The organism is Cobetia sp. 5-25-4-2 (genome assembly GCF_013374075.1).
GTDB lineage: Bacteria > Pseudomonadota > Gammaproteobacteria > Pseudomonadales > Halomonadaceae > Cobetia > Cobetia marina.
In genome coordinates, this window is record NZ_BLWK01000003.1 from 444,845 (window position 1) to 471,498 (window position 26,654).

Sequence of the window (26,654 nt, forward strand, 5' to 3'; positions counted from 1 at the left end):
TGGTCGTACGGCTCGATGCTTTCTGGCGTTAAGGCACGCAACAAGCTGACGCTTACGTCAACTTACCCATTGACAACGCAAGCGCCTGACCACGCCACAACAATTCCAATGATTTCAGAGAGCTACGAGAGCCAATCGCGCACGAGTAGCCGCACGATGTCCTCGATGCCGCCATCCATGCTCGGCAGTGTCCGGAAAGTCGGACACGCGGGTCGCCAAGGCTGCGACCAAGGTCGCGCGCTGACATGCATTCGGTCTACGACTCCAGTCGAATATGCCGATAGTGGAATGCAGACCCCATGCGGGTAGGCACGGCGTGGGGTGGCGAGACACGCAAAGCGTCCGGAATTCCGGTCATTGACCGAGTTTCCGGACGCTTTGACCCCTCGTCTGTGGCGGGAAGGTGAAACCACTCTCGATCAGGGCGTTTCGGCCAACAGGCCATGACGGTTGAGCTTCTCGTAGAGCGAGGACTTGGCGATGCCGAGCTGACGGGCGGCGCGGGTGCGATTGCCATTGGCGGCAGACAGGGCGGCCTCAATCAGGCGTCGCTCGGTCTGCGCCATCGCCTCCCGCAGCGAGCCGGTTGCCAGTGGCGTGTCGGAAGCAGCAAGCACGTCTGAATCCGAGGGGGGTGTGGATAATTCAGTCCGGCGGGCATCGCCATGCCGCGCATCGCCATGCCGGGCACCGATGGCATCCGGCAGATCGGTCGGCTGGATATGGCTGCCGCCCAGATAGAAGGCCGCTTCGAGGACGTTTTCCAGCTCGCGCACGTTGCCGGGCCAGTGATGGGCACACAGGCGCTCCAACGCGGTCTCGGAGAGTATCGGCGGACGACGGCCACTACGACGCGCCAGACGTGACAGCAGATGCGTGGCCAGGGTCGGCAGGTCGTCACGGCGCTCGCGCAGCGGCGGCACCTGCAGTGGCACCACGTTGATGCGATAGAAGAGGTCTTCGCGGAATTCCCCGCTCTCGACCAGCGCCTCCAGCGGGCGGTGCGTAGCGGCGATGACTCGTACATCGACGGTGACCAGTCGTGTCGCGCCGACCGCCTCGACCTCGCGGTCCTGCAGCACGCGCAGCAACTTGGCCTGCATCGCCAGCGGCATGTCACCGACCTCATCGAGAAACAGCGTGCCGCCATCCGCGAGCTGGAACTTGCCGGGCTTGCCGCCTCGCCTCGCGCCGGTGAACGCGCCTTCCTCATAGCCGAACAGCTCCGCCTCCAGCAACGCTTCGGGAATCGCCGCGCAGTTGAGCTTGATGAAGGGCCCCTTGGCGCGCGCCGAGCTGCGGTGCAGCGCATGGGCATACAGCTCCTTGCCGGTACCGGACTCGCCCCGGATCAATACCGAGGCGCCGCCGGGGGCGATCTTGCGTACCTTGCTGGCCAGCTCCCGCATGGCGGGCGAATCCCCGATGATGTCACTCAGCTGCCAGCGCGCGCCATTGGGGGTTTCCAGCGCCTGACGGTAGTAGTCCACCTCCGCTTCCAGCGCCTGGACCTGAGCATTCACCTGCCGCCATTCCCAGGTGTCGTGATAGAGCACCGAGCCGATGGCGCCGATCAGCCCGCCATCGCGGAAGATGGGGTAACGGTGGGCAATCATGTGGTGGCCACGAATCAACTGCAGCTGGGCCAGCTCCGCGCGTCCGCTTTCCAGCACCTCATGCATGCGGGTGTTCTCGATCACCTCGCTGACATCGCGCCCCAGCACCTCGCTGGCCTCCACCCCGAGAAACTCGGCATAGGGCGCGTTCAGAAACTGGATACCGCCCTGGGCATCCACCACCACCACCCACTCCTCCACCGCATCCATCGCGGCTCGCAGCAACTCGCGACGCGCCCGCTCGACATGAATCGAGGTGGCAGGTGAATCGTTGCGCAGCGGGGCAGCCATCTTCTCCCCGCCCACCGCGCCTGACACTGGCATCTGCTGAGCCATCACCGACTCTCCCTTGGCGTGTCCGGTCATCGTGGGTAGCCGTATCCCTCTGCCACCACACCCGCCGGATCTGATTGTTGTGTGCCGCGCCATTCCGCGGCCAGCGTCCGGAAAACCGGACACCACCCACAGCATCGGCCTACCGCCGCCAAGGATCAACGTAGCCAGTGGTCGTAGGAGTTCCCTAGGTCAGCACATGCGGTGGTTGCTTATACTCGCGATCTAGCTGTGGACCATTCCATGTAGAACTAGAACTTGCCAGATGACACTCGCCCCAAAAACAAGGAAACCCCGCCGGAGCGGGGTTTCCTTATCAGCCAACACTATTTACTGGATATATTTATCAATAGTGTTCAACAAGCGTTCCTTGAACAAGAAAATGTCCTTAACGTCTTTGATCTCTACTCGATCGGCGTCATCATCAAAAAACTCGACTCTTTTGATGCTTTTACCATTAAAGCGCAGGCGACAAATAGGCTTGCGGTTATTATCATCAAGCAAAATACCGCAATAGCTTTTAGTATCACGCATGACAACACGCTCAATATCAACCTTGGCGCAAACCAAAGCTCTTACAATATTATAGGCGTCAATTTCTTCTTGCGTGGTTTCAATGCCATCTTCTGGCTCTACCTCTTTTTCAACAGGATCACTTCTCATAACGTCGCTAACTGACAAGTCACTGGAGTTAAGCGCTTTCTTGAGTCGAGTATCCACCTGCTCACGAATAAACTGTTGAATTGCATCATAAACGGTTGGCTTGAACTCACTCACCACACTTTGAGTCATGCGCCCTTCGTAGACACGCGACACAATAAATTTCACAAAGTCTTCAGGCACGTCGGTAATGAGAGAAGCAAACTCTTCTTGTATAAGCGAGATATACTTAAGCTGGCTTGCAGAGCCAAGAATATTATCAACTTCAAAATCACTTTTACTGAATTTTTTCAACTCTTCTAAATCACGGTCGTTGTGATCTAGCAGATCGAAACGGAAGAAAGGCTGATCGTCAAGCTTATTCCTGTCATCCAAGTCCGAGAAGAAGCGATACTCCACACCATTCGTGAGTACACCAAAGCGCGCAGGCGTCACACTGAAATAACGATAAAGCTGGGTGAAGTGGGCTTGGTCAAGATTCATACCCAAGGGCTTGCACTCAATTAACACGGATATCTCGCCATCTTTCATGATGGCATAATCAACCTTCTCTCCCTTTTTCTTCCCTATATCGGCAATATACTCTGGAATGACCTCGCGAGGATTAAAAACGTCATACCCCAAGATCTGCAACATGGGTAATATTAACGCCGTCTTGGTGGCCTCTTCGGTCGTAATGTGAGAACTTTCATCACGTGCACGACGGACTAATGGCTGGAAACGTTCTATTAAGCTCATTTTTCTTCTTCCCTGTGTAAAAGCTAGCTCCTAGATCTTTGCCCTGATAAGGATAACTGTCAAAGTTAATAACAAAAACCCCGCCTCGGCGGGGTTTTTGTTATTGCTTAAAAAGTCCGTCGCATTAATGCGCTTCTTCCCAGTTGTCGCCTTGCTCGACTTCGACGAGCAGAGGGACATCGAGGGAGGCGGCGTTCTGCATGCGCTGCGCAACGTCTTTCATGAAGTCTTCGACCTGTGCTTCGGCGACTTCGAAGACGAGTTCATCGTGTACCTGCATGACCATCATGGCGTCGTACGCCTTGTCACCGTCATTGCCCGCCAGCCAGGCGTCCACGTCGATCATGGCGCGCTTGATGATGTCGGCGGCGCTGCCTTGCATCGGGGCGTTGATGGCGGTGCGTTCGGCAGCACTGCGACGCGCATGATTGCGCGAGCCGATTTCCGGCAGGTAGAGACGACGGCCGAAGATGGTCTCGACGTAGCCCTGCTCGGCGGCGAGGTGGCGAGTGTCTTCCATGTAGGTGGCGACGCCCGGATAGCGCTCGAAGTAGCGTTCGATGTAGGTCTTGGCCTGGCCGGGGTCGATATCCAGCTGACGCGAGAGGCCCCAGGCGGACATGCCGTAGATCAGCCCGAAGTTGATGGCCTTGGCGCTGCGACGCTGGTCACTGCTGACACGCGATTCCTCGGTACCGAAGACTTCCGCGGCGGTGGCGGCGTGCACATCACGGTTGTCGGCGAAGGCCGAGAGCAACCCCTTGTCACCGGAGAGGTGCGCCATGATGCGCAGCTCGATCTGCGAGTAATCCGCCGCGACGATGCGATAGCCGGGGCGTGCAATGAAGGCCTGACGAATGCGACGGCCCTCCTCGCTGCGCACCGGGATGTTCTGCAGGTTCGGATCGGAAGACGACAGACGCCCGGTGGCGGTGACGGCCTGATGGTAGCTGGTGTGCAGGCGGCGCGTGGTCGGGTTGACCAGCTGCGGCAGCTTGTCGGTGTAGGTGCTCTTGAGCTTGGTCATGCCGCGATGGCGCATGATCAGCTTGGGCAGCGGGTAGTCCAGCGCCAGCTCCTCAAGCACGGCTTCGGCGGTGGACGGCGCGCCCTTGGGAGTCTTCTTCTTGACCGGCAGCTTCTGCTCCTCGAAGAGGATCTCACCCAGCTGCTTGGGCGAGGAGAGGTTGAACTCGCGGCCCGCCAGCTCGAAGGCCTGCTTCTCGATGTCGTGGATCTGCTCGGTCAGCTCACGCGTCTGGGCGTGCAGGCGCTCGGGGTCGATCGCGACGCCGTTGCGCTCGATGCGCGCCAGCACCGGAATCAGCGGGTATTCGTAATCACGCAGCACCTCGCCCAGACGCCCCAGTTTCTCGATGCGCGGCATCAGCAGCGCGGCGAGGCGCAGGGTGATGTCGACATCCTCACAGGCGTAGGGCATCGCCTCTTCCAGCGCGATCTGGTCAAACGTCAGCTGCTTGGCGCCCTTGCCGGCGATGTCGGTGAAGCTGATGGTGCTCTCGCCCAGGTACTTGAGCGCCAGCGAGTCCATGTCGTGACGGGTCGCGGTGGAGTTGAGCACGTAGGACATCAGCATGGTGTCGGCCAGCGGACCGGCCACCGCGATGTCATAGCGCGCCAGCACCTCGATGTCGTACTTGAGGTTCTGGCCGATCTTGGTGATGGCACCATCGGCGAGAATCGGCGTCAGCGCCTCCAGCACGGCCTTGCGGTCCAGCTGCGCGGGGGCATCCAGATAGCTGTGGGCGACGGGGATGTAGACGGCCTCGCCGACCTCCAGCGCCATGCCGATGCCGACGATCTCGGCTTCCATGTAGTTGAGGCTGGTGGTCTCGAGGTCGAAGCACAGCGAGGTGGCGTTGCGCACGCGCTCCAGCCACGCGTCCAGCTCGGCCTGCTCGGTGATGGCGCGGTAGTTGCGCTCCTCACGCGGCGGCAGCGCCTCGGGCATCTCGTCCTCGTCACCCGCCCCATCCAGCTCAGGCGTCGGTGCAGCGGCGGTCTTGCCCTTGCCGGAGGCCTTGTCCGCGACCGGCGCGATGCTGTCGCCGAACAGATCACTGCCGGCGACACCGCTGTCCTTCTCGTCGGCGTGCGGGGTGGCGGCCATGTCACCGCCTTCCAGCAGCTCCTTCAGCCAGGCGCGGAACTCCATCTCCTTGTAGAGCTCGACCAGCGCGGCGGTATCCGGCGCGGCGATCGCGAGGTCCTCCAGGCCATGCTCCAGCTCGCAGTCCAGCTTGATGGTGGCGAGACGATAGGAGAGATAGGCATCCTCGCGGTGCGCTTCCATCTTCTTGGCCAGCGTCTTGGCGCCGCGGAAGCTGAGCGTCTTGATGCGATCGAGGTCACCGTAGATGGTGTCGAGACCGCCGCCCATGCCCTGCAGCAGGCCCAGCGCGGTCTTCTCGCCCACACCCGGCACGCCGGGAATGTTGTCGACCTTGTCGCCCATCAGCGCGAGGAAGTCGATGATCAGATTGGGCGGAATGCCGAACTTCTCGGTGACGCCGTCCACGTCCAGCGTCTCGTTCTTCATGGTGTTGACCAGCGTGATGTGCTCGTTTACCAGCTGGGCCATGTCCTTGTCGCCGGTGGAGATGACGGCGTCACGCCCGGCCTCGGTGGCCAGTCGCGCAAGAGTGCCGATGACGTCATCGGCCTCGACACCTTCCACGCACAATAGCGGCAGACCCAGCGCGCGTACGCAGGCATGCAGCGGCTCGACCTGCAGGCGCAGGTCATCGGGCATCGGCGGACGCTGGGCCTTGTACTCGGGGTACATGTCATCACGGAAGGTCTTGCCCTTGGCGTCGAACACCACCGCCATGGGGCTGTCCGGATACTGGCGGATCAGGCTCTTGAGCATGTTGATCACGCCCTTCACCGCGCCGGTGGGCAGGCCCTTGGAGGTGGTCAGCGGCGGCAGGGCATGAAAGGCACGATAGAGGTAGGAAGATCCATCGACGAGAACGATCGGCGTGGCGGCCATGAGCAGTCGCATCCGTAGGCTGAAGGGTGAGCTTGGGGCAAGCAGAGTCGGGGCCGAAACTCTCTCGGCATCAATGGCTGTCATGATACGCAAGGGCTGCGGCGAGGCACAGTCACGCCCCGGCTTTCGGGCAGCTCCCGGGGGCAGTGAAATCGTGCACGCGGCTGACAAGAGTCGTAGACTGCGCCCATCAGGCAAGGTTTCTGGCCATCGCCGATTCGCTTGCCCTCCGCACGCTTGCGCACAGAATCTTTGCGCTCAGGACTTTTGTGTACGGGGCCTTGTCGCCAGTCTCCCTGCGATGAAGGCTCACGTGTTAAAGGAGGAATGCCATGCGCACGACTGCTTCGATTGCTCCGCACCCGACGCTGCGCCTGCCCACGCTGCTGGCGAGTGCTCTGCTGCTGGTCATCACCGCGCTGGGCGCCCCGCTGGCCGTGGCCGAGAGTGATGCCCCCAAGCCACAGGTCACCAGCCGTCAGCAGGATGACCGCCAGCTGCGCGAATACCGCGTCAATGGCCATCTGTACGCCATCGAGATCATCCCCAAGGGGGGCACGCCCTTCTTCCTGCTCGACAGTGATGGCAACGGCAACTTCACCCGTTCCAGCGTGTCGCAGGCCAGTCAGCTCAAGGTGCCCGGCTGGGCGCGGAAAAAGTGATAAGCTCGGCATTGCGGGTCACGCGGCATCTGACCCGGCAGTGACGGGCATCATGCCCGGACCGGACGCATCCCTTGCGCTCGGTCCGGGCATGGCGGTCTCCCTCCTGCCTACCGACAACAACTCCTGTCAGCGCACTGCCGCCGCGTCAGCGGCGCGCCACTGATGGGGCGGACACATTTCGGCGAGAAGAGTCACCCATGGCAGTCTTTACCCCCCTGAGCGAGGCTCAGGTCGCAGAATTTCTGGCAGAGTACGATGCAGGCACGCTGACATCGCTGGAAGATGTCGCCCACGGCACCGAAAACTCGACCTTCTTCGTCACCACCGACCGCCGCGAGATGGTGCTGACCCTGTTCGAGCAGGGCGAGCATGAGGAACTGCCCTTCTTCGTCGAGCTGCTCGACTTCCTCGCCGGCCACCAGCTGCCGGTGCCCGGCCCGCTGCATGACCGCGAAGGTCAGGCGCTCAAGACACTGGCAGGCAAGCCGGCGTTGCTGTTCCCGCGCATGCCGGGCAAGTGGCCCGTCTCGCCCAATGTCGCCCAGTGCCGCGAGATCGGCGCGGCGCTGGGACGCATGCACGCCGTCTCGCAGCACTTCACCGGCCAGCGCCCCAACACCCGTGACCTGCATTGGATCAAGCCGATGCACCACAAGGTGCTGGCCTATCTGAGCCCGGAAGACCAGGCGCTGATGGCCGACGAGATCGATGTCTGCGAAGACGTCTTCAGTGGCGTCGACCTGCCACAGGGCGCGCTGCACGGGGATCTGTTCCGCGACAACACCCTGTTTGACGGCGATCGCCTCGGCGGCATCATCGACTTCTACAATGGCTGCACCGGCGACCTGATCTTCGATCTGTCGATTCTGGTCAATGACTGGTGCTCCAATGACGATGGCCGACTGGATCAGGCGCGTTATGACGCCCTGCTCAGCGCCTATCTGGCCGAGCGCCCGATGAACGCTGACGAACGCCGCCTGTGGCCGAGCATGCTGCGCATGACCGCGCTGCGCTACTGGCTGTCACGCCTGCTGGTGGTCTACGTGGACCCGCCCGCTCACAGCCTGACGCCGAAGGACCCGGCACAGTATCGCCAGCTGCTGGGCCGGCGCATCGAGGAAGGCGCCCTGCCGCTGCCCGACGCCACCCAGCCGGCCTGAATGCCCACGCAAGTGGCAAAGCGATTGCCTGCGCCTCCCCAGCAGGCATAATGCGCCCCCTGAGCGCCCGCATCCGTGCGGGCGCCATTGTCTTCTCCGACGCTGCCCACACCGCTGAGCACCGCCGGGCTTGCCTTCACGCCGTCCATCTCCGGAGACCGCGATGACCTCCTTTGCAGCCGAAGCACGCCGCACCTACAACATTGACCAGTGGGGCAGCGGCTATTTCGACGTGGGCCAGGATGGCCTGACGCTGGTGCGCCCCCATGGCGAACCGGGTACGCCTGCGCTGCCGCTGATCTCGCTGATCGACAAGGCCCGCACCCAGGGCCTGCGACTGCCGCTGCTGATCCGCTTCGCCGATATCCTGCATGACCGTGTCGAGCAGCTGTGCGCCGCCTTCGATGCCGCCATCAGCTCACGCGGCTATGGCGCCAGCTACACCGCCGTCTATCCGATCAAGGTCAACCAGCAGCGTCGCGTGGTCGAGGAACTGCTGGCGACCAGCGAACGCTCGCGCGGGCGTGTCGGCCTGGAAGCGGGCAGCAAGCCGGAACTGCTCGCCGTGCTGGCACTGTCGGACAATGGCCCGTCGGTCATCGTCTGCAACGGCTACAAGGACCGCGAGTACGTGCGTCTGGCGCTGATGGGCGAGAAGCTCGGCCATCGCGTGCACCTGGTGGTCGAGAAGGCCAGCGAGCTGGAACTGGTACTGGAAGAGGCTGAACGTCTCGGCGTGCGGCCGCGCATCGGTCTGCGCGCGCGCCTGGCCACCATCGGCAAGGGCAACTGGCAGAACACCGGCGGCGAGAAGTCGAAATTCGGACTGACGGCGAGCCAGATCGTCGCGCTGGTCGAGCGTCTGCGCGAAGTGGATGCGCTGGACTGCCTCAAGCTGGTCCACTTCCACCTCGGCTCGCAGATCGCGGACATCAGCGACATCCAGCGCGGCCTGGCCGAGTGCGCGCGCTTCTATCAGGGGCTGCATGAAGCCGGTGCCGGCGTGGAAATCGTCGATGTCGGCGGTGGCCTGGGCGTGGACTACGAAGGCACGCGCTCGGAAAGCGCCTGCTCGCTCAACTACTCGATGCGTGAATACGCCGACTATGTGGTCGGGGCGTTCCACGCGGTGTGCGAGGCGCATGATCTGCCGCATCCGCACATCATCTCAGAATCCGGTCGTGCCCTGACCGCTCACCACGCCGTGCTGGTGACGGACGTGATCGGCGAGGAGCGTGTCGACCTGCCGCTGCCCACGCCACGTGAGGATGATCTGCAGATCGCCGCGCTGTGGACACAAGCCGCGCGTCTGGAAGGTGCGCTCGAGCCACGTGAGCTGGTGGAGATCTACCACGCCGTGGTGCATGCCCAGCATCAGGTGCAGGAGCGCTTCGTGATGGGGCTGGCGAGCATCGCCATCCGTGCCGAGGCCGAGGCCATCTACACCAACGTGTGTCGCAGTCTCGCCGGGCGCCTCGATGCGCGCCAGCGTTCGCACCGCGCGGTGCTCGATGAGCTCAACGAGAAGCTGGCCGACAAGCTGTTCGTCAATTTCTCGCTGTTCCAGTCACTGCCGGACATCTGGGGCATCGAGCAGATCTTCCCGATCCTGCCGCTGACCGGTCTCGACCGCGCGCCGACCCGGCGTGGCGTGATTCAGGACATCACCTGCGACAGTGATGGCCGCATCGACACCTATGTGGATGACCAGGGCCTGGACGCCACCCTGCCGCTGCCGGAATGGCATGCCGAGGAAGAGAAGCTGCTCGGCTTCTTCATGGTCGGCGCCTATCAGGAGATCCTCGGCGATCTGCACAATCTGTTCGGCGATACCGATTCCGTGGATGCCAGCCTCGACGACGAGGGCCAATGGCAGCTTTCCCATGCCATCCAGGGCGATAGCGTGGCGCAGGTGCTGCGCTACGTGAACTTCGACCCGGATCAGCTGGCGGCCCGCCTCGCGCGTCAGCTCAAGTCATCCAATCTGAACGCGCTGGAACAGGCAGACCTGCTCGAGGACCTGAAGGCAGGTCTGGAAGGATATACCTACCTGGAGAGCTGAGCCCTTCCGTCATTGAGCCGATCTCTGCTTCAGAGGTTCGAGCCCGGAAAGCAGCAGCCCAGACAGCAAAAGCCCCTGCCGGAATCCCGGCAGGGGCTTTTTTTTAACCCGCTCAGGGCTGTTTTCAACTCGCTCAGGGCTGTTGTGAACTCGCTCAGGGCTGCTGGCTACTCGCTCAGGGCTGTCTCAGCCCCAGTCAGCCCCAGTCGTCATGCCACGCCGCGCGTGCGTGTCTCGACACGCAACAGCTCGCCGCTGCCATCCGGGGCATCCAGCGTCAGTGCCAGCGCCTGATCCGGATTCAGCTCGCCAACCCCTTCCGGCGTGCCGGTCAGTACCACGTCGCCGGGCAGCAGCGTGAAGCTGTGGCTGATCTCGCTGAGCAGCCGCGCGACAGGGAACAGCATCAGACGGGTATCCGCCTGCTGACGCTGCTCGCCGTCGATGGCGAAACGATACTGCAGTGCCTGGAAATCGACATCATGCAGTGCGCCTTCGCCATCACGCCAGCGCGGGCCTTCCAGCGCCACGAAGGAGGACAGAGGACAGCTGCCGTCAAAGGCCTTGGCCAGTTCCCACGGCTGGCCCTTGGCCTTGAGCTTGCTCTGACGCTCACGCAGGGTGAGATCCAGCGCCAGCCCCATGCCGGCCAATGCCTCCAGCGCCTCGTCTTCACTCGCCTCGCACAGTGGCTTGCCGATCAGCAGCGCAAGCTCGGCCTCGTAATGGTACTGGCCACGACGCTTCGAGAGCGGCAGCGGCTTGTCCATGGGCACCACGCTGGTGGCGGGCTTGATGAACAGCAACGGCTCGCTGGGCACTTCATTGCCGAGCTCCGCGGCGTGGGCAGCATAATTGCGCCCCACGCACACCACCTTGCCGAGATCATGGGCAAAGACACGACCATCGCTGAAACGTGGGGTAAAACGCTGAGCAAGCGGCATGCAGAACTCCTGTCGGGGCGTGATGGATGATCAATGAGAGATGATCGATGAGAGATGTCTCAATCTTACGCCGCCCCGCCGGTTTGCCACTACCACACCAACGTCCGAGATTTCGCCGCCTGAACGCAACCCCGGGTTGTGCAGTTCAGTCCACTGGCTTGCTCAGCCTTTCGGTCTTTCCTTTCGCTTGCTCACGCTGGCGATCTGTCACGCGCGGCTCATTTTTCCAGTTCATCCCAGCCACCATCGGCACGGTGGGCCAGAAATTCAGGGCGCGGACGAGAGGCCGCGAACGGCGCCTGCATGGCATTGTCGACGCGGTTGTAGACGAAGAAGGCGTTGCTGCGCGGGTCCGGCGACATGTTGGCGTTGGAGCCATGCAAGGTGTTGCAGTCAAACATCAGCAGACCACCCGCGGCACCGGTGGGCGCCTCGATGCCACGCTGGGCGACCAGCTCTCGCAGCGCTTCGCGCGAGGGCACACCGACTTCCTGTGCCTGCAGCGAAGACTTGTGATTGTCTTCCGGCGTCTCACCCAGGCAGTGCACGAAGACTTCGTGCGAGCCGGGGATCAGCATCAGCGGGCCGTTGAAGTGGTGATTGTCATTCAGGATGATCGAGGCGCTGACCGCACGCATTTCCGGCATGCCATCCTCGGCGTGCCAGGTCTCGAAGTCCGAATGCCAGTTGAAGCCCTTGCCCTCGAAGCCCGGCTTGTAGTTGATGCGCGACTGGTGGACATAGACATCGCCACCCAGAATCTGGCGCGCGCGATCCATCAGGCGCGGGTCTTCGGCAAGCTGGCGGAAGCGCTCCGACAGGAAGTGCACGGCGAAGATGGAGCGGATCTCGCGGCTCTTGGGCTCGGTGATGGTGAAATCACGGCCCTGGAGATCTTCCTGCTCCAGCAGCGCAGCCAGTTCGGCCTTCAGCGTCTCGACTTCTTCCGGGGCCAGGAATTCCGGCTCGAACAGGAAGCCATCGCGCTCGAACCGCTTGAGTTGCTCAGCCCCCAGCGGCCCCTCATCGGCGCGCGAGTGCACGACGGGCTCGCGGCGCTTCTGCCACAGGTGCTGCGGTGGCTGGCTCAGACGCGTCGGGTAGGCGTCGCGCGAGTGGGAGGAGCCTCGGTCGCTGCCTGACTTGTCCAGATAGGCTTCCGGCGCCTGATCGCGATCGGCATCGACCTGACGAACACCCAGACGCTGATTGGAGGACTCTGCGCCATCGCTGGCGTTGCTGCCGTCCATCTCGTGGTGGTGGCGCTGCTTGGACGAAAGCGCAGCGGTGGCGTTGTACGAGGTCATGTGGCGTGAAGCTGTCATCTTGCTCTCCTTAAGGCATCAATGGCTTGCATTGAGGAAAGAGGAATCCGGCGTTCTATTCCTGCGGCTTGGCCGCACTGTCCCACCTATGGGCCATGACACAGACTTCAACCCCATGAATCATGAATTAATCACAGACGCCTGATCCCCGAGTTCGTTAAAAGACCATTCAATCGCGCACTACCCCCGCCATCACCGTTCTCGCGAAAACATGAGACCTCCTGTGTCTCACGGATGACAAGATTCTTCAGTCACCCCGATAGATCATTTCATCATTCACGCGGTGGCCACGCGCCTCATGCATGAAAGACATCATGACTCATATATCGCCTCATCCCTTGTCATGGCCTTCTGACAATTCCCCCCAATACGCTTCGCCTTTTGCAAATCGCATCGCGAATGATCACCAGACAATAAGCGTAAGTTGTTGTGAACTATTGTGAATTTAGTTGGCACACTTAATGCCCCTGTAAAGTCACGGCATCACAACTGATAGACACATATCAGAGTACAAGAACGGCGCAGGACAATGCGTCACACCAGGGGAACTTCCAGCATGTTCAAGCCACGGATTTGTCTGGCCGCTTGCATGGCCACAGTGCTGGGGGGCTGCGCCGCAGTCGAGCCGAAATTCGATAATGTCGAGCCAGTCGTCGGGCCGCCAGTCACCTCAAACAATACGCCTTACAGTGAATGTCTTGCCTCATTGAGCCGTATTTCAGGCGCGACAAACCTGCCAGTCATCGCCGTCGGGCAGATCACTGACAAGACAGGGCAACGCAGCTATTCGACAGTAACCGAAAGCGCCGCCGTCACTCAGGGTGTCTCGGAAATGTTGATCAGCGCGCTCTACAAGACTCGCAAGGTTCACCTGACAGAGCGTCTTGATGTTCGCGTCCCGCTGGCCGAGCAGCAACTTTACGAGAACAAGGCCATGGCCTATGCACCACGCAAGCTGGCCGTCCTCCCCTCGCACTTCGTGGTTCTCGGTGCCCTCACTGAGCTCAATTACAACATTTCCAGTGGTGGCACTCGCCTGTTCGTCAGCGGAATCGGGGCCGGATTGCGGACCGCCGTCATCAATGTGGGTCTGGACCTGCGCATGGTCGACATCCGCACCTTCCGCACCGTCTATGTCACCAGCCTGCAGAAGCAGGTGGTGGGTTACGAAGTCGAAGCCGGCATCTATCGCTTCTTCGGCAATCAGCTGGTCGAGTTTGATTCCGGCGCAGTGCGCAATGAACCACTGCAGCTGGGCGTGAGATCAGTCGTGGAGATGGGCGCCTACCAACTCCTGACTGAAGGCCTGGGACTTCCTGTACCTGCGGGGCAGGAATGTGAACTTCACCCGGGACAGCATGTTGCAGCGAAATACGGCAACACGCAGCAAGTGGCCGCAGCCAATACGGCATCAGGCAGTACCGAAGCAGTCGCAACACCGTTGAGAGAAGCACCCGCAACAGAGGCACCTGCAACAGAAACATCGGCAGCATCCAGCGCAGCACAATAAGTCAACATTCATGAGGAACATGACAATGACTACCTATAATAAGCTCGCAGTCGCCATCGGTCTCGTAAGTGGTGTGATGATGGCAAGTCAGGCGCAAGCCTTCGACAATGTCCATTGGAAATGGCATGGCCACGTTGACACGCACATCAAGGTGGGAGCCCATATCGATCCGACGATCGAAGATCCGGGCGGCCTGGTGATGGTGGAGAACTTCCAGAAGCAGATCGGGGATGTCAGCTCGGAAGCCGTCGTCAGTGACATCAGTTACGGCTCTGGCCCCGGTGAAACCACCACCGAAGTCGGGATTGGCGTGGGCGCAGCTGCAGGAGCAGCCGCAGGTGCAGGGGCCAGCTCCTATGGCGGCTGGTTTGGCTCTAGTGCAAATGCCGGTGCCGGTGCCATCGCAGGCGCAGGCGCAGGGGCCATTGGCTATATCACTACCACCACCACCGACCCCGTCGTGAATGCTGATATCACACGTCTGGAAAGCCTGGAAAATGCGGCGACCTCAGTCGGCAACAATGCCTCCATCGAGAGCGATGCCATGGTCAATCTGCATAACGAGCAATTCCTGGCAGGGGGCTATTTCCAGAAAGCGAACATCGACTCAGTGGCCACTGTGGACAACATCCTCAACCTGAGTGTGGATAATGCCGCGACCTCGGTAGGCAACAACCTGTCGGTCACCCAGGACACAACTGGTCTTGATACCGCGCTGATTGCCGACAACACCCAGTTCAGCCTTGCCGATGTGACCTCCACGGCTTCAGTGACCAATGTCATGCTCGGCTTGCCTCCAGTGGGCAGCTTCGAGGGCCCGGTCATCAACAATGCTGCGACCTCAGTGGGCAACAACGTCTCCATCAATGTCGGCCCGCAATAATCCAGCGACAGCCTGATCAACACACGCGGGGCAACCCGCGTGTGTTTCAGCACCTGCTGACATCAGACGTCTCACGCATCAGACACTGCATCTTTCACAGATCGAAAGGAGCAAGACATGAATGCTTTCACACGTATCAGCCTGGGAGTCGTGGGCGCGGGATTCCTGCTGGCCGGTAGCGCCAGCGCCAACTCGTTGATGGGCCCCTTCCCCTACGACTTCCCGGCGCGCAGTGCAGAAACCGCCCTGATCCTCTACGAGAGCAAGAAGGCCGGCAGCCTGGGGGAAGGGTCCGAGACCAATATCGGCGCATACACGCTCAATACCGGCAGCAGTACCTCGATCGGCAACTGGCAGCAGATTGAACAGACCCTGAGTGACGGCTCTACCGGCACCATCGACAGCACGGCGGACCAGTCCGCCGATGGCAGCTCGCAGACGTCGTCAACGGATTTCACCATCACCCACAACAATGCGGATGATGAAGAGGACGAAGCCCCATGATGCCCCGCCCGGGCAAGGCGAGACGGCCCAGGCAGGGCACTTGAGAACATCAGACTCACGTGTCAAACGTGAGGAGAGAGTTGGTCATCATGCCAACGGGCGGGATGAGATATCTGACCCTCGCGCGCAGCGGAAAAAACCCACTAAAAGCCGCCATGATCATCTCTCACGTTTGAGTAAGCTTGGAAAAGGACGCGCAACAACCCGCACGACGAAGACTCAACGCTTGGGAAGCGTGTGTCCTTCCGAGAGGCTGTCACCAGAAGCAGCCCGACAATTATGCTCCTGCAGCGATGCTCTACGAGCTGCTGACAGGGGTCCAGCAGCAAGGGAACATCACTCATGACCGCACTGAAGGCTCACCATCAGGCTACGCCGATCACCACTGCGTTGAATCTGACTGTCGACTCCCCCGCACGGGTGAAGTCTCTACCGACAGGCCGGCCTAACGGTTTTGAGGGGTTCATCGGAGGCTCATCGTCCATGCAGACCCTCTATCGCACCCTCATACAGGTCGCCCATTCGGACGCCCCCATCTTCATCACCGGCGAAAGCGGCAGCGGCAAGGAGCTATGCGCCACTGCCATCCACCGCCACAGCCCGGTACGCGAAGGCCCATTCATCGCCGTCAACTGTGCTGCCATCCCGGCGGAGCTATTGGAATCACAGCTGTTCGGGCATGTGCGTGGCGCCTTTACCGGTGCCGTCAGTGCCCAGCAGGGCCTGGCCGTGGCAGCGGATGGCGGGACGCTGTTCCTGGATGAGATCGCCGAACTGCCCTTGCCACTGCAGAGCAAGCTGTTGCGCTTTCTGCAGACCGGCCAGGTGATGCCCGTGGGCGCGACACGCACGGTCGAGGTCAACTGCCGTATCGTCTGCGCCACGCATCAGGACCCGCGTCAGCTGGTGGAGACCCATCGCTTCCGCGAAGACCTCTTCTACCGCCTGCACGTCATCCCGCTCAAGGTGCCGCCCCTGCGCGAGCGCGGAAGTGACATTCTCGAGATCGCCAACGGCTTGCTGAGTCGCATGGCCAGCCACGAAGGCAAGCATTTCACCAGCCTGAGCGCCTGCGCGGAGCAGGCGCTGCTGGCCCACGATTGGCCGGGCAACGTGCGCGAGCTGGAAAACACCCTGCGCCGCGCCATCATCCTCCACGAGGGCGAGAGTCTCACGGCCGCCATGCTGGACCTGCCAGCACACGGCGGCTCACACGAGAGACTCGAGCACGCACCACCCGGCGCCGAGAACCAGGGCCTCTGGCAGCGCCCGCTGTGGATGGTGGAGCGGGATGCCATCGAGACGGTGATAGCGGCATGCGATGGCAGCATTCCGCGTGCCGCTGCCATTCTGGAAATCGCCCCATCGACCATCTATCGCAAACGCCTCAGCTGGCAGGCCCATCACCCCGGCTCATCTGCCGCGCATTGAGCGCCGAAAGACGCAAGGCGAGCAGACGCCAGACGCAAAAAAGCCACCTCGGAGGGTGGCTTTTCTGTTGGCTGCCGAATTCATCCTGCGACTTCATCCGCTAGCCAGAATTGGCTGGGGTACCAGGACTCGAACCTGGGAATGCCGATACCAAAAACCGGTGCCTTACCACTTGGCTATACCCCAATTTGGTGGCCAGAGACGGAATCGAACCGCCGACACGGGGATTTTCAATCCCCTGCTCTACCAACTGAGCTATCTGGCCGACCGGAAGACACAAAAAAAGCCGCCTGGGCGACTTCGATATCCTGCGTTCTTCGTTCATCTACAGAAGCCTGAAGATGGTGCCGGCTAAAGGAGTCGAACCCTCGACCTACTGATTACAAGTCAGTTGCTCTACCAACTGAGCTAAGCCGGCACAAAGAACTCATGATATGAGTCTTCTTACTACGTTACTGCATGTCAGCTGGCTGGGGTACCAGGACTCGAACCTGGGAATGCCGATACCAAAAACCGGTGCCTTACCACTTGGCTATACCCCAACACTTGGTGGCCAGAGACGGAATCGAACCGCCGACACGGGGATTTTCAATCCCCTGCTCTACCAACTGAGCTATCTGGCCCTTGCCAACGAGGACGTATTAAATAGAAAACCTTTCCCGACGTCAACCCTTGCTTATCAAGAATTTGGCGTCGTTATTCGTCTTCCATCGCCCTCGCCGTCTCGTCAGACTTCGTAGCCCTGTCCGCCCTGCGCTTCGCCCTTGGCGGCGGCGTCAGTCGGGACGAAACCTTCGGCCTGATCGGTCTCTTCGTTGCGGAAGAAACGCTCCATCTGCTCCATCAGATAGCGACGGCTGTCGGCATCCATCATGTTGAGGTGCTTCTCGTTTATCAGGCGTGTCTGCAGCGCCTGCCATTCTTCCCATGCCTGCTTCGAGACGTTGGCCCAGATATCCTGGCCCTTCTCGCCCGGCAGCGGCGGAAAGTCGAGACCCGGCAGGTCCTGGTCATACTTGCGGCAATGTACGGTGCGCATGGGTAACTCCGTAAGAGAACTGGATGTCAGTGCGGTTGAGCGCCGAGCCTTCGCCAGACGCTCAATCGATTGCCTCATTCTCGCACGCTTGAGCGGGTTTCCCCCAGGCGTCCGAGGCCTGTCGATGAGAGCGACTCGCTCACAGCCCGAACAGATCATCCGTGCAGCGTGCCAGCAGCGCCTTGACCGGTGCCGGCAGGCCCACGGCATCCGGCGCGGCGGGGTCGACGAAACGACGGTCTGCTCCGTGTTCGTTGACGCCATCCTCCGCCGACGGCGTCAGTTCCGCCGCTCCCAGCTGGACCGGCTGCGGCGTGATGGTCAGCCGGAAGTGGCTGAAGACATGCTCGAAACTGTCCAGCGGCGCCTCCAGATGCGCGCCTCGCGCTTCACGGGCGACCCACTCCCGCGCGGCCTCGCGGTCCTCGACCAGCGGCGGCGCCCACAGGCCGCCCCAGATGCCCGTCGGTGGGCGTCGTTCGAGCAGAATCCGGCCCGTCTCGTCACTGACCAGCAGCATCAGCGTCTGACGTGTCGGAATAGCCTTCTTGGGCTTGCTCTCGGGGAAGCGCTTTTCCTCGCCGCGTGCATGCGCCACACAGACTTCCTCGAAGGGACAGCGCGTACAATCCGGCTTGCTGCCGCGCGTGCACAGGGTGGCCCCGAGATCCATCATCGCCTGGGTCCAGTCCGCCAGCCGCATCTGCGGGGTATAGCGCTCCGCCAATGCCCACAGCTTGCGCTCCACGGCCGGCCGACCCGGCCAGCCTTCCACGGCATGCAGGCGAGCCAGCACGCGCTTGACGTTGCCATCGAGAATCGGCGCCCGTTGTCCGGTGCTGATGCTGATGATCGCCCCGGCGGTCGAGCGCCCGATACCTGGCAAGGCCGACAGTGCCTCGACACTCTCGACCGGGAAGGTGCCGCCATGCTCAGCGACCACCTGTTGAGCGGCCTTGTGCAGATTGCGCGCCCGGGCGTAGTAGCCAAGCCCCGTCCACAGGTGCAGCACCTCATCGATCTCCGCCGCCGCCAGCGCCGCGACATCCGGGAAGCGCTCCATGAAGCGGGCGTAGTACGGCAGCACCGTCGCGACCTGGGTCTGCTGGAGCATGATCTCCGAGACCCACACACGATACGGGGTGGTGTTCTCCTGCCAGGGCAGGTGCTTGCGGCCATGCTCATCGAACCAGTCGAACACGCGGGCCTGGAATTCCTCCGGGCTCAGCGCAATGCTTGCCACGCCTGGCGGGGCGTGGGTATCAGACGCCGCCACGTCAGGCGTGGCCGCAGTGTCAGGTACCGCCATCAAGACTTCCTCTACTCGTGACTCGTACCATGGCGCGCCATGGTCTGGGCTCCAACGGCAGCACGCCAGCCCCGAGGGACTGGCGTGCCGGTCTTGCTGTGCTAGGAGCGCGTGATCAGTTGAACAGCCCCTGAATCGCGCCCTTCAGCTTGTCGCTGGCGCCTTCGCCCAGCTTGTCATCGATCTTCTTGCGCGTGTCTTCATCGAGCTTCTCATCCAGCTTCTCGCTGACCTTCTCGCCCGCCTTGCGCTTGGCTTCATCCTTGGCCAGTTCCGCGGCGGCCGTCTGGAAGCCCTTCTGGTCAAAGCCGCACCATTCGCCCGGCTCACCGCTCAGATTGCCCTGACACTGCACCGGGAAACGCAACTTGACCAGACGCGGATTGACCTCACAGGCAGCGTCATCCGTTCCTTCGATGAAGCGCGCCGCCACGTTGTAGTCAAAGGCTTCGGTCGGCAGGTTGAGCTGCCCCTTGCCATCCAGCGCGATACCCGGGATCGCCAGTGCCAGATCCTGATTGCTGATCACGCCATTGGTGACCTTGAAGCTGCCCTGTGCGCGTTCCAGCGGGGTATTCGCCGCCCAGTCACGCGAGGACGTCTTGCCACTCAGCGTCGCCACCGTGGTGCACATCTTCTCGGACACGTTGACGTCGAGTATCTCGCCATTGCGGATCTCGAAGTCACCCGAACCATTCAGGTTGCGCTTCATGCTGTCGAGTTGATTGGTGCTGGTGGTGTAGTCGCCATTGAGGGTCAGACGGCCACGCAGGATGTCATCCTGCTCAGGCGCCAGCGCCTTGAGGAATGGCGCGATATCTAGATTGGTCAACTTCTCGCCGAAGCTCATGGTCAGCGGTGTCTTGCGACTGTCGATGCGGGCACTGGCTGCCAGGCTACCGCCGTACAGACTGGCCGTCAGGCTATCGAGCTGCTGCAGTCCCGGCTGGCCGGACAGCTTGGCGGACACCTTGCGCATCTCGAGCCCGGATGCCGTGAGGTTCGCGATGTCCAGCTGGCCCTTGAGCCCGAGAGTTCTGAGCAGCTCCACCGGCAACACCTCTGCATCGCCGTCAGCCGCGTAGGCCGGCGCCACCAGTCCTGCCGTCACCCCCGTACCGAGACTTGCGGTCTTCTCGCTGGTCTGCGGCGGGAGGTAGTCATCCAGATTCAGCGCATCGACATCCAGATCAAAGGTGATCTGCGAGGCATCGAAGGAGGAGCCGAGACGTCCGTTGATGGTGGTGTCATCCAGCGCCATCACCAGGTTGGTCAGCTGTACCTGTGACAGATCGCCCTTGAGCGGGCTGGAGAATGCCAGCGAGGTCAGTGCATCGCCGCGTGCCGTCTGCGGTGCCTGCATGCCGACCCGCGTCATCCACGCCTTGGGCGACAGCGGGGCCAGCTTGAACTGCCCGCTGTAGCTCAGCGCCTCGCCCGTGATGTCACTGGCCTTGAGCGCCCCGCTGAGACGCAGGTCACTGCCCGAGGTCAGCAGCAGATCGGAGAGCGTCGCGGTGCCTTCGGCAAGATCCGCTTCCGCCCCGAAGGTCGCCTTCACCGGCAGCGCCTTCTCTCCCAGCGACGGTTCGTTGAGCGAGGCATCCAGCTCCCCACCCTCGATGCGATAGCGCTGCTGCTCGGTATCCAGTGTCAGGGTATCGATCTCCAGCGCCAGCTGCTGGGACTGCTCGCTCAACGACGGCATGCTGGTGGCGGTATCCAGGCTGATGCCGGTCAGGACATGGCGACCGTTCTGAAGGTCCAGCGCCACCTTGCCGTCCAGATTGATGGTGCTGCGCAGCTCAGGCTCACGTCCCTCCGCCACGAAGGACAGCTCCACCGGGAACGCCTTGGTCGGGCTGACGTTGCTGGAGCTCAATGCCAGCTCATTGAGCGTCATGTCGAGACCGCTGGCAGCATCCTGGTAGGTGATCTGCCCATTGGTGACCTGAATCGAGGCGATATCGAGATTGACGGCCATGCCTTCAGCGCCATCGCTGACACCGGCATCTCCCTGCGTCTCATCGGCCATGGCGACACCGGCACTCTTGGCGGGAGGCAGGGCCTTGTCCGCCGCACCGCTCTCGGCGGCATCGGCAGCATGCTGCAACAGACTCTCCCAGTTGCCTCGCCCGTCAGCGTCTCGCTTGAGGTCCAGTTTCAGGCCATCGAGGAACACGCCCTCGACCTCCACCTCACCGCTCAGCAAGGGCGCGAAGGACACCCCGACCTCGGCACGCTTGAAGGAGGCGAAGGGTGTCTGGTCGTGAGCCTGCTCCGGCAGCCAGGTCTGGGCGTCCTCGACACTGACGCCCAGACGCGGGTAGAACGACCAGTCCAGCGGACCGTTCAGGGCCAGCTCCAGCCCCGCCTGGTCCTTGACCGCCTTGACCAGACGCGGCTTGAGATCATTCGGGTCGAGGAAGGTGGTGACATAGATCACCCCCGCCACCACGACCAGCGCCAGTACTCCGACGATGGCCAGCAAGGCCCTGAACAGTGCTTTCATCTGCGTCCTCCCTTTGACACGATGAGATGTCCGGGCTGCCTTCGCTCCTGAAGGCATTGCCCGGCACGTGTGAATGATCCCGATTGTCGCACCTGAGGGCGCGAACGTGCGCCCGATACCAGACGCCAGCGTCAACGTTCACCTGCGGTGGACAGGCCCCGGCGTCATCAGTTCCTGCCACGCCGGTCCAGCCGTCAGCTTTCGCTATCTGTCTGGGCCAGCACGAAGCCTTGCTGCTCGGCATCCTTCACGTAACCGAGCCGCGACAGCAGAAGCTCGTCAGCCAGCGTCAATCCTTGATCCGGCACGACCAGCAGGCGCTCGCGCGCCGCCGCTTCCAGCGACATCAATGCCATCAAGCGCGTTCCCACCCCGCGTCGCCGGGTACTCTTGCGCACGCAGCAATGACGGATGCGCCATGCCCTTCCATCGTCCTCGCACAGCAGGGCGCCGATATGGCGATCATTGAAGAAGGCGGTGCAGAAGCGATGACCGGTCTCCAGGCTGGCCTGAATGAACTCATCCGGCGCGAGTGGCAGGCGTTCACCGGGGGCTTCGTGATAGATGCGTGACAGGTCGATGCGCACTTGCTCATCGGCCTGCCAGCGTGCGTGATCGATCATCTGAAGAGTGACCGGCATGGTGAGATCCTCGCCCGCGATATGAATGCCCGCCATTGTAGCGGATGCCGTTGTCCTTTCTCTATAATGACGGGCTGGGCAGGCAAGGACGACGCGTCTGCCATCGATCAGTGACCCGCAACCTCGACAACGTCACTGGATCACGCTTTCACTTGCGACATCACATGACAACAACCACATGATGCGCACTTCCCGGCCGGACTGGACATACGCCTCTCACACCCAGGCCCCAGACTGCGCCAGACCTCATCAGCCCCGAAGCCGCGGTGAGGTCACCGACCGCTGGAGAGACATCATGGCAGAGCGTATCGCCGAGGTTCATCGCAACACCTCGGAAACCAAGATTCGGGTTCGCATCAATCTGGACGGCGAAGGCAAGCTGAGCGCCAACACCGGCGTGCCCTTCCTCGAACACATGATGGACCAGATCGCCCGTCACGGCGTGATCGACATCGACGTCGACTGCGACGGTGATCTGCACATCGACGACCACCACACCGTCGAGGACATCGGCATCACTCTCGGCCAGGCCTTCGCGCAGGCGCTCGGCAACAAGGCCGGCATCCGCCGCTACGGCCATGCCTACGTGCCGCTGGACGAAGCCCTGTCGCGCGTGGTGATCGACTTCTCCGGTCGCCCGGGCCTGTTCATGCAGTGCGAGTTCACGCGCGGCAACATCGGGCGTTTCGATACGCAGCTGTTCTGGGAATTCTTCCAGGGCTTCGTCAACCATGCCGGCGCCACGCTGCACATCGACAACCTCAAGGGCTTCAATGCCCACCACCAGGCGGAGACCATCTTCAAGGCCTTCGGCCGTGCCGTGCGCATGGCGGTGGAAGAGGACGAGCGCATGGGAGGCCGCATCGCCTCCACCAAGGGCTCGCTGTAAGCGTCGTGACGCGCGGCCAGAGGATGTGTCGCCAGCCATTGCCGCTTGCCGGGCACCGGGTGGCACTTCCTCTGCATGAACATCCAATGCCGGAGTCCCCTCCGGCCTGCGGGAGAAAGACATGACGATTGCCGTCATCGACTATGGCATGGGCAACCTGCACTCCGTCGCCAAGGCACTTGAGCATGTGGCTGACGAGAATGTCGTGATCACCAGTGACCCGCGCGCCATCCGTGGTGCGACCCGCGTGGTGCTGCCCGGTCAGGGCGCCATCCGCGATTGCATGGGCGAGCTTGAGCGCGCCGAACTGCGCGGGCTGGTCGGCGAACTGCTGAGCAACCACAGCAAGCCGCTGCTGGGCGTGTGTGTCGGTCAGCAAATGCTGATGGAGCGCAGTGAAGAGAACGGTGGCATCGATTGCCTCGCCTACTTCAAGGGCGATGTGAAGCGCTTTGATGACCAGCAGCTGGACGAACACGGCCAGCGTCTCAAGGTGCCGCACATGGGCTGGAACCACGTCGCCCACACCCAGGGCCATGCGCTGTGGGAAGGCATCGAGGACAACTCGCGCTTCTACTTCGTGCACAGCTTCTATGTCTCGGCTGCCGAGCGCTCACAGGTCTTCGGCGCGACTCACTACGCCGGTGCCGAGGCGCACGTCGCCATCGGTGAGGGCAGCCTGTTCGCGGTGCAGTTCCACCCGGAGAAGAGTGCGGCCGCCGGCCTCAAGCTGCTCGAGAATTTCGTCCGCTGGCAGCCCTGAGGGCTCACCTGCGTGACCGTCGGTGCCTGCCTTGCGAGTCGGGCACCGATTCATCCGCCTTCGATATACCGACGACAATTCAGGCGTGCCAAGACACGCCGAGAGGACACCCGACATGCTGGTAATCCCCGCGATCGATCTCAAGGACGGTCAGTGCGTACGCCTGAAGCAAGGCCGCATGGAAGACTCCACCAACTACGGCGATGACCCGCTGGCCATGGCCGCGCGCTGGGTCGAGGCCGGTGGTCGCCGCCTGCATCTGGTCGATCTCAACGGTGCCTTCGAAGGCAAGCCGGTCAATGGTGACGCGGTGACACGCATCGCCCGCGCCTACCCGGAGCTGCCGATCCAGATCGGCGGTGGCATCCGGGATGCCGCGACCATCGAGCACTATCTGGAAGCCGGCGTCGGTCAGGTCATCATCGGCACCAAGGCCGTGAAGGAACCGGCCTTCGTCGCCGAGATGTGCCGCGCCTTCCCGGGCCGCATCATCGTCGGTCTCGATGCGCGTGACGGCTTCGTGGCCACCGATGGCTGGGCCGAGGTCTCCACCATCAAGGCGACCGAGCTTGCCAAGCGTTTCGCCAATGACGGCGTGTCCTCCATCGTCTACACCGACATCGCCCGCGACGGCATGATGCAGGGCGTCAACATCGAAGCCACCGTGGCGCTGGCCCGCGAAGGCGGCATCCCGGTGATCGCCTCCGGCGGCGTGACCAACCTGGACGACATCCGTGGCCTGGCCGAAGTGGCCGATCAGGGCATCCTCGGCGCCATCACCGGTCGCGCCATCTATGAAGGCAGCCTGGATATCGCCGAAGCACAGGCGCTGTCCGACGCCATCACCGGCCGCACGGCCTGAGGGGAGCGATCATGGCACTCGCCAAACGCATCATCCCGTGTCTGGACGTCGACGCCGGTCGCGTCGTGAAGGGAGTCAACTTCGTCGGCATCCGCGATGCCGGTGATCCGGTCGAGGTCGCCAAGCGTTACAACGAGCAAGGCGCCGACGAGATCACCTTCCTCGACATCACCGCCAGCGTCGACAACCGTGGCACCACGGTCGACATGGTGTCGCGCATCGCCGGTGAGGTGTTCATCCCGCTGACGGTCGGTGGTGGCATCCGTACCTGCGAGGACATCCGCACCATGCTGAATGCCGGCGCGGACAAGGTCTCGATCAACACCGCTGCCGTATTCAATCCGGACTTCGTGCGTGAAGCGGCGGACCGCTTCGGCAGCCAGTGCATCGTGGTCGCCATCGACGCCAAGCGCGTCAGCGAAGAGGGCGAGACTCCGCGCTGGGAAATCTTCACCCACGGCGGGCGCAAGCCAACCGGGCTCGACGCTGTCGAGTGGGCGAAGAAGATGGTCGAGCTGGGCGCCGGTGAATTACTGCTGACCAGCATGGACCGCGATGGCACCAAGGCCGGCTTCGATCTCGGCGTGACACGCGCCATCTCCGACGCCGTCAGCGTGCCGGTGATCGCCTCCGGTGGGGTCGGGACTCTCGACCATCTGGTGGACGGCGTGCTCGAGGGCGGGGCGGATGCGGTGCTGGCCGCCAGCATCTTCCACTTCGCCGAGTACACCATCCCGCAAGCCAAGGCCTACATGGCCGAGCGCGGCATCGAGATGCGCCTCTGAGCGATCTCCTTCGCGTCAGGTAGATACACGAACGCCGCCACTCCTCAGGGAATGGCGGCGTTCGTGCCTTCAGAGACATTACCCGCAGGTCAGGCGACGACTGCGCTCAGGCGTAGCCCAGCTTCGCCAGTGGTGTGAGCGCCTGCTCGAGTCGCTGGTCGGCAAGTCGCAGAATATCACCCACCAGATGCTTCTCGGCGGCGGGCAGCATCACCCGCTCGCCGACCCACAGCGCCAGCTCGGCAAGGTCATGCTGATTGCCCAGACGGGATGCTGCCTTGTCGAGCAATTCCGGCTCACGACGACGCCCACGACTCGGTGACTCGAGTTCACGCCCTGCCGTCTCCCCCAGCGCCGCATGCGCCAGTGCCAGCTGGAACCTGCGGTACTTGATCCACTTGCGCAGCCGGTGGGACGTCTCGATCTCCCGCTCGCTGATCACCCGAGCCGCCAGCTTGTGGAGGCGGTGACGACTGAATTCCAATCCGGCCGTGAGCTCCTCCCCCGTCAGCGGAGCGGCCTGCCAGGCGGCCACCTCGTCGCTCAGCAGCCGTTTCAGAGGTGCGTGATCCAGCTCCGCCACCGACTCGCTCAATGCGGCACTGATCAGCCCCGGACGCAGCGCATCCAGCAGACGCTGGCTACGCTCATCCACCCAGGCATAGGCGCGCGCATGGGTCTTGCGCAGCATGCGCGCCTCACGCGGGCCGGCCAATGCCCTGGCGATGGCGCGCGGACGCGCCTGATGCTCACTCACCGCCGCCTTGCCCAGTGACTCACGTCGCAGTTGCCACCAGCCCCGCAGCTGCTTGCAGTCGACGCGCAGCGCATGGACCTCCTGCGCGGTGAGCGTCGCCTGCGCCAGATGCTGCTGCATTGACTCGAGATGCGCGAGGATCAGGCCATTCAAGGGATCAACGCCTGTGCGGGAAAGCATCTGACTCGTCTTGCCCATCTGTCTCTCCAAGGGAATGGCCTGGCTGCCAGTGTCAGCCGGGCAGGCTTGCTCA

21 protein-coding genes and 5 tRNA genes are annotated in these 26,654 nt (G+C 62.3%); 11 read left to right on the forward strand and 15 right to left on the reverse strand.

The genetic code is table 11. From position 1 onward, the window contains the following. Positions 1-419: 419 nt before the first annotated feature. From HXS65_RS09455 to polA, 3 genes are all read right to left on the reverse strand, one after another. Positions 420-1,982: a sigma-54-dependent Fis family transcriptional regulator gene (locus HXS65_RS09455; RefSeq protein WP_255304474.1), complete on the reverse strand. Its 1,563-nt coding sequence runs from the start codon at positions 1,980-1,982 to the stop codon at positions 420-422. Between the two features lie 297 nt (positions 1,983-2,279). Next, on the reverse strand, positions 2,280-3,347 hold the full coding sequence (locus HXS65_RS09460; RefSeq protein ID WP_077378587.1) for a type I restriction endonuclease: 1,068 nt from the start codon (positions 3,345-3,347) through the stop codon (positions 2,280-2,282). Positions 3,348-3,471: 124 nt separating this feature from the next. Next, positions 3,472-6,360 (reverse strand): DNA polymerase I, encoded by a 2,889-nt coding sequence (gene polA, locus HXS65_RS09465; RefSeq protein WP_176493725.1) that lies wholly within the window; start codon positions 6,358-6,360, stop codon positions 3,472-3,474. A 332-nt stretch (positions 6,361-6,692) separates the two neighbouring features. On the opposite strand from polA, the gene HXS65_RS09470 reads away from it, so the two are divergent. From HXS65_RS09470 to speA, 3 genes are all read left to right on the forward strand, one after another. Continuing rightward, positions 6,693-7,022: a DUF2782 domain-containing protein gene (locus HXS65_RS09470; RefSeq protein WP_084209457.1), complete on the forward strand. Its 330-nt coding sequence runs from the start codon at positions 6,693-6,695 to the stop codon at positions 7,020-7,022. Positions 7,023-7,222: 200 nt separating this feature from the next. Beyond that, positions 7,223-8,185 (forward strand): homoserine kinase, encoded by a 963-nt coding sequence (locus tag HXS65_RS09475; RefSeq protein ID WP_084209458.1) that lies wholly within the window; start codon positions 7,223-7,225, stop codon positions 8,183-8,185. Positions 8,186-8,348: 163 nt separating this feature from the next. Beyond that, positions 8,349-10,247, forward strand: a complete 1,899-nt coding sequence (speA, locus tag HXS65_RS09480) for a biosynthetic arginine decarboxylase (RefSeq protein ID WP_176493726.1) — start codon at positions 8,349-8,351, stop codon at positions 10,245-10,247. Positions 10,248-10,456: 209 nt separating this feature from the next. Here speA and HXS65_RS09485 read toward each other — a convergent pair whose 3' ends face one another. Beyond that, positions 10,457-11,191 carry a fumarylacetoacetate hydrolase family protein gene (locus HXS65_RS09485; RefSeq protein WP_176493727.1) on the reverse strand — a complete coding sequence of 245 codons (735 nt, stop codon included), beginning with the start codon at positions 11,189-11,191 and terminating at the stop codon, positions 10,457-10,459. A gap of 218 nt (positions 11,192-11,409) precedes the next feature. After that, positions 11,410-12,516, reverse strand: coding sequence for an ectoine hydroxylase (gene thpD, locus HXS65_RS09490; RefSeq protein WP_308477993.1), 1,107 nt, complete (start codon positions 12,514-12,516; stop codon positions 11,410-11,412). A 556-nt stretch (positions 12,517-13,072) separates the two neighbouring features. On the opposite strand from thpD, the gene HXS65_RS09495 reads away from it, so the two are divergent. The 4 genes from HXS65_RS09495 (at position 13,073) to HXS65_RS09510 (ending at position 16,844) form a co-directional block, all read left to right on the forward strand. Further along, complete coding sequence (locus HXS65_RS09495) at positions 13,073-14,026, forward strand: CsgG/HfaB family protein (protein ID WP_176493728.1); 954 nt, start codon at positions 13,073-13,075, stop codon at positions 14,024-14,026. Between the two features lie 19 nt (positions 14,027-14,045). After that, positions 14,046-14,909: a hypothetical protein gene (locus HXS65_RS09500; RefSeq protein ID WP_176493729.1), complete on the forward strand. Its 864-nt coding sequence runs from the start codon at positions 14,046-14,048 to the stop codon at positions 14,907-14,909. A gap of 117 nt (positions 14,910-15,026) precedes the next feature. Continuing rightward, entirely contained in the window at positions 15,027-15,413 is a 387-nt protein-coding gene (locus HXS65_RS09505; protein ID WP_084209460.1) for a hypothetical protein, read from the forward strand. 342 nt (positions 15,414-15,755) lie between these two features. After that, positions 15,756-16,844 carry a sigma-54-dependent Fis family transcriptional regulator gene (locus tag HXS65_RS09510; RefSeq protein WP_077378557.1) on the forward strand — a complete coding sequence of 363 codons (1,089 nt, stop codon included), beginning with the start codon at positions 15,756-15,758 and terminating at the stop codon, positions 16,842-16,844. Between the two features lie 111 nt (positions 16,845-16,955). On the opposite strand, the gene HXS65_RS09515 is transcribed toward HXS65_RS09510, so the two are convergent. From HXS65_RS09515 to HXS65_RS09555, 9 genes are all read right to left on the reverse strand, one after another. Then, positions 16,956-17,030: transfer RNA gene (locus HXS65_RS09515), tRNA-Gln, on the reverse strand. Positions 17,031-17,033: 3 nt separating this feature from the next. Beyond that, positions 17,034-17,109: transfer RNA gene (locus tag HXS65_RS09520), tRNA-Phe, on the reverse strand. 77 nt (positions 17,110-17,186) lie between these two features. Continuing rightward, a tRNA-Thr gene (locus HXS65_RS09525) sits at positions 17,187-17,262 on the reverse strand. Positions 17,263-17,311: 49 nt separating this feature from the next. Continuing rightward, positions 17,312-17,386 (reverse strand) — tRNA-Gln (locus HXS65_RS09530). A 5-nt stretch (positions 17,387-17,391) separates the two neighbouring features. Continuing rightward, positions 17,392-17,467 (reverse strand) — tRNA-Phe (locus HXS65_RS09535). 104 nt (positions 17,468-17,571) lie between these two features. Further along, positions 17,572-17,883, reverse strand: coding sequence for an oxidative damage protection protein (locus HXS65_RS09540; RefSeq protein ID WP_077378554.1), 312 nt, complete (start codon positions 17,881-17,883; stop codon positions 17,572-17,574). A gap of 139 nt (positions 17,884-18,022) precedes the next feature. After that, entirely contained in the window at positions 18,023-19,192 is a 1,170-nt protein-coding gene (gene mutY / locus HXS65_RS09545) for an A/G-specific adenine glycosylase (protein WP_176493730.1), read from the reverse strand. Between the two features lie 115 nt (positions 19,193-19,307). Beyond that, entirely contained in the window at positions 19,308-21,704 is a 2,397-nt protein-coding gene (locus HXS65_RS09550; protein WP_167593063.1) for an AsmA family protein, read from the reverse strand. A 194-nt stretch (positions 21,705-21,898) separates the two neighbouring features. Continuing rightward, the gene (locus HXS65_RS09555; protein WP_077379332.1) at positions 21,899-22,345 is read right to left on the reverse strand and encodes an acetyl-CoA sensor PanZ family protein; all 447 of its coding nucleotides are present in this window, start codon (positions 22,343-22,345) and stop codon (positions 21,899-21,901) included. Positions 22,346-22,640: 295 nt separating this feature from the next. Between HXS65_RS09555 and hisB the strand changes: the two genes are divergently transcribed. The 4 genes from hisB (at position 22,641) to hisF (ending at position 25,644) form a co-directional block, all read left to right on the forward strand. Next, entirely contained in the window at positions 22,641-23,234 is a 594-nt protein-coding gene (gene hisB / locus HXS65_RS09560) for an imidazoleglycerol-phosphate dehydratase HisB (protein WP_077378545.1), read from the forward strand. A gap of 121 nt (positions 23,235-23,355) precedes the next feature. Continuing rightward, entirely contained in the window at positions 23,356-23,997 is a 642-nt protein-coding gene (hisH, locus tag HXS65_RS09565; protein ID WP_176493731.1) for an imidazole glycerol phosphate synthase subunit HisH, read from the forward strand. Between the two features lie 115 nt (positions 23,998-24,112). After that, on the forward strand, positions 24,113-24,859 hold the full coding sequence (hisA, locus tag HXS65_RS09570; protein WP_077378540.1) for a 1-(5-phosphoribosyl)-5-[(5-phosphoribosylamino)methylideneamino]imidazole-4-carboxamide isomerase: 747 nt from the start codon (positions 24,113-24,115) through the stop codon (positions 24,857-24,859). An 11-nt stretch (positions 24,860-24,870) separates the two neighbouring features. Beyond that, on the forward strand, positions 24,871-25,644 hold the full coding sequence (hisF, locus tag HXS65_RS09575) for an imidazole glycerol phosphate synthase subunit HisF (protein WP_077378537.1): 774 nt from the start codon (positions 24,871-24,873) through the stop codon (positions 25,642-25,644). Positions 25,645-25,750: 106 nt separating this feature from the next. Here the strand turns inward: hisF and HXS65_RS09580 are convergent, their stop codons facing one another. After that, positions 25,751-26,581: a CHAD domain-containing protein gene (locus HXS65_RS09580; protein ID WP_176493732.1), complete on the reverse strand. Its 831-nt coding sequence runs from the start codon at positions 26,579-26,581 to the stop codon at positions 25,751-25,753. Positions 26,582-26,654: the final 73 nt, after the last annotated feature.

Coding starts and splice junctions, on each gene's coding strand:
- HXS65_RS09455 (WP_255304474.1), bottom strand. CDS start 1,982: ATGACCGGACACGCCAAGGGAGAGTCGGTGATGGCTCAGCAGATGCCA.
- HXS65_RS09460 (WP_077378587.1), bottom strand. CDS start 3,347: ATGAGCTTAATAGAACGTTTCCAGCCATTAGTCCGTCGTGCACGTGAT.
- polA (WP_176493725.1), bottom strand. CDS start 6,360: ATGGCCGCCACGCCGATCGTTCTCGTCGATGGATCTTCCTACCTCTAT.
- HXS65_RS09470 (WP_084209457.1), top strand. CDS start 6,693: ATGCGCACGACTGCTTCGATTGCTCCGCACCCGACGCTGCGCCTGCCC.
- HXS65_RS09475 (WP_084209458.1), top strand. CDS start 7,223: ATGGCAGTCTTTACCCCCCTGAGCGAGGCTCAGGTCGCAGAATTTCTG.
- speA (WP_176493726.1), top strand. CDS start 8,349: ATGACCTCCTTTGCAGCCGAAGCACGCCGCACCTACAACATTGACCAG.
- HXS65_RS09485 (WP_176493727.1), bottom strand. CDS start 11,191: ATGCCGCTTGCTCAGCGTTTTACCCCACGTTTCAGCGATGGTCGTGTC.
- thpD (WP_308477993.1), bottom strand. CDS start 12,516: ATGACAGCTTCACGCCACATGACCTCGTACAACGCCACCGCTGCGCTT.
- HXS65_RS09495 (WP_176493728.1), top strand. CDS start 13,073: ATGTTCAAGCCACGGATTTGTCTGGCCGCTTGCATGGCCACAGTGCTG.
- HXS65_RS09500 (WP_176493729.1), top strand. CDS start 14,046: ATGACAATGACTACCTATAATAAGCTCGCAGTCGCCATCGGTCTCGTA.
- HXS65_RS09505 (WP_084209460.1), top strand. CDS start 15,027: ATGAATGCTTTCACACGTATCAGCCTGGGAGTCGTGGGCGCGGGATTC.
- HXS65_RS09510 (WP_077378557.1), top strand. CDS start 15,756: ATGACCGCACTGAAGGCTCACCATCAGGCTACGCCGATCACCACTGCG.
- HXS65_RS09540 (WP_077378554.1), bottom strand. CDS start 17,883: ATGCGCACCGTACATTGCCGCAAGTATGACCAGGACCTGCCGGGTCTC.
- mutY (WP_176493730.1), bottom strand. CDS start 19,192: ATGGCGGTACCTGACACTGCGGCCACGCCTGACGTGGCGGCGTCTGAT.
- HXS65_RS09550 (WP_167593063.1), bottom strand. CDS start 21,704: ATGAAAGCACTGTTCAGGGCCTTGCTGGCCATCGTCGGAGTACTGGCG.
- HXS65_RS09555 (WP_077379332.1), bottom strand. CDS start 22,345: ATGCCGGTCACTCTTCAGATGATCGATCACGCACGCTGGCAGGCCGAT.
- hisB (WP_077378545.1), top strand. CDS start 22,641: ATGGCAGAGCGTATCGCCGAGGTTCATCGCAACACCTCGGAAACCAAG.
- hisH (WP_176493731.1), top strand. CDS start 23,356: ATGACGATTGCCGTCATCGACTATGGCATGGGCAACCTGCACTCCGTC.
- hisA (WP_077378540.1), top strand. CDS start 24,113: ATGCTGGTAATCCCCGCGATCGATCTCAAGGACGGTCAGTGCGTACGC.
- hisF (WP_077378537.1), top strand. CDS start 24,871: ATGGCACTCGCCAAACGCATCATCCCGTGTCTGGACGTCGACGCCGGT.
- HXS65_RS09580 (WP_176493732.1), bottom strand. CDS start 26,581: ATGCTTTCCCGCACAGGCGTTGATCCCTTGAATGGCCTGATCCTCGCG.